This window comes from Lishizhenia sp. (genome assembly GCF_057456495.1).
Genome location: NZ_JBVCPV010000315.1, coordinates 1 through 1,802, shown reverse-complemented (window position 1 = coordinate 1,802; position 1,802 = coordinate 1). Strand labels below are relative to the sequence as shown.

Sequence of the window (1,802 nt, the reverse complement as noted above, 5' to 3'; positions counted from 1 at the left end):
CCTTACAAGATCTGCAACTAATCTCATCTTTCTTGGAGCGATCGGAGAATCTTTCAACTTAGCTATTGCTGTTGTAGCCTTCTCTGCTTTTAATTGCTCTGCTTTTAATCTTTTTCTAGCGCCCATGTCACTACCGATTTAATTCTATCTTCTTTTATCTTTCTTATTACCACCGTGACCACGGAAGTTACGAGTAGGTGCAAATTCACCCAACTTGTGACCAACCATATTCTCTGTCACGTAAACAGGAATAAATTTCTTCCCATTGTGTACGGCAATTGTCAATCCTACGAACTCTGGAGTTATTGTAGAAGCACGAGACCAAGTCTTGATTACTCCCTTCGCTCCAGTTTCTTGTGCTGTATCCACTCGTTGCATCAATTTGTAATGAACAAATGGTGGTTTTTTTAACGAACGACTCATAACCTATTTCTTTCTTTTCTCAATGATAAACTTATCTGAATACTTATTCTTTGCACGTGTTTTGTATCCTTTAGCTGGCATACCGTTACGTGATCTTGGGTGACCTCCAGAGTTACGACCTTCACCACCACCCATTGGGTGATCAACTGGGTTCATAACTACACCACGAACTCGTGGACGGCGACCTAACCAACGTGAACGACCTGCTTTACCAGATACTACTAAACTGTGCTCAGAGTTAGAAACAGAACCGATTGTCGCAAGACAAGTGATTAAGATCATTCTAGTCTCACCTGAAGGTAATTTTACTGTAGCGTATTTTCCTTCACGTGCGTTTAACTGAGCGTAAGTTCCTGCTCCTCTTGCGATAGCTCCACCTTTACCAGGCTTTAACTCGATATTGTGAATCACAGTACCAAGTGGAATATCACTTAAGAACATTGCGTTACCAACTACTGGAGTAGCAGTTTTTCCTGAAACTACTGTATCTCCAACTTTTAAACCTTCCGGAGCGATAATGTATCGCTTCTCTCCATCTGCATAGTACAACAAAGCGATACGAGCTGTTCTGTTTGGATCATACTCGATAGCTTTAACCGTTGCAGGTACATCGTGTTTTTCTCTTTTGAAATCAACAACTCTGTACTTCTGCTTGTGACCACCACCGATGTAACGCATCGTCATTTTACCTGAGTTATTACGTCCACCAGACTTCTTTTTAGAAGCTACTAACGCTTTTTCAGGAGTAGACTTAGTTACCTCTGAGTAATCACTAATGATTTTGTGTCTTTGCCCTGGAGTTGTAGGCTTTAACTTTCTAAGACTCATTCGTCAATTAATTAAATGTTATTAAACAAATCAATCGTTTCTCCATCTGCAACCGTAACGATAGCTTTTTTCCAAACTGAATTACGTTGCTCAACGATACCTTTGTTAGTATATTTAACAGAGGATTTACCACCGCCATAAGTCATGGTACGAACTTTCTCAATAGTTACTCCGTACATGTTTTCGACAGCTTTCTTTATTTCAATCTTGTTAGCTCTTCTATCAACTACAAACGCAAATCTGTTGTTTTCTTCTGAATCCAACGTTGCTTTTTCTGTGATGATTGGCTTTTTTATAATTTGACTCATTCCAAATTAGTTTAAGATCTTTTCAATTGCTTCAACAGAGCTTGCCGCTAAAACTACTTTTCTTGCATTTAACACATCGTAAGTGTTTAATGAATCAGCAGTAACAACTTTTGCTCTCTGAAGGTTACGAGATGATAAGTATACGTTATCATTCTGACTTCCTACTACTACAAGAACTTTCTCGTTCTCTAACTTTAAGTTACCTAAGAACGCTTTAAAATCAGCAGTCTTTGGAGATGCCAT

Annotated in this window: 4 protein-coding genes and 1 pseudogene; all 5 read right to left on the bottom strand. The window is 39.0% G+C overall.

Translation table 11 applies throughout. The features are described 5' to 3' along the window. Positions 1-126: pseudogene (locus tag AC22ZQ_RS14495) on the bottom strand (50S ribosomal protein L22); the annotation flags it as partial. Positions 127-144: 18 nt separating this feature from the next. Further along, complete coding sequence (rpsS, locus tag AC22ZQ_RS14490) at positions 145-423, bottom strand: 30S ribosomal protein S19 (protein WP_090248837.1); 279 nt, start codon at positions 421-423, stop codon at positions 145-147. A gap of 3 nt (positions 424-426) precedes the next feature. Then, the gene (gene rplB, locus AC22ZQ_RS14485; protein WP_318959464.1) at positions 427-1,251 is read right to left on the bottom strand and encodes a 50S ribosomal protein L2; all 825 of its coding nucleotides are present in this window, start codon (positions 1,249-1,251) and stop codon (positions 427-429) included. Positions 1,252-1,262: 11 nt separating this feature from the next. Beyond that, positions 1,263-1,559 carry a 50S ribosomal protein L23 gene (gene rplW, locus AC22ZQ_RS14480; RefSeq protein WP_318959463.1) on the bottom strand — a complete coding sequence of 99 codons (297 nt, stop codon included), beginning with the start codon at positions 1,557-1,559 and terminating at the stop codon, positions 1,263-1,265. A gap of 6 nt (positions 1,560-1,565) precedes the next feature. Beyond that, positions 1,566-1,802, bottom strand: a 237-nt coding sequence (gene rplD, locus AC22ZQ_RS14475) for a 50S ribosomal protein L4 (protein WP_318959462.1), incomplete at its 5' end; no start/stop codon positions are given.

Excerpts from the sequence above, each read along its gene's own strand:
- rpsS (WP_090248837.1), bottom strand. The coding sequence starts at position 423 with ATGAGTCGTTCGTTAAAAAAACCACCATTTGTTCATTACAAATTGATG.
- rplB (WP_318959464.1), bottom strand. The coding sequence starts at position 1,251 with ATGAGTCTTAGAAAGTTAAAGCCTACAACTCCAGGGCAAAGACACAAA.
- rplW (WP_318959463.1), bottom strand. The coding sequence starts at position 1,559 with ATGAGTCAAATTATAAAAAAGCCAATCATCACAGAAAAAGCAACGTTG.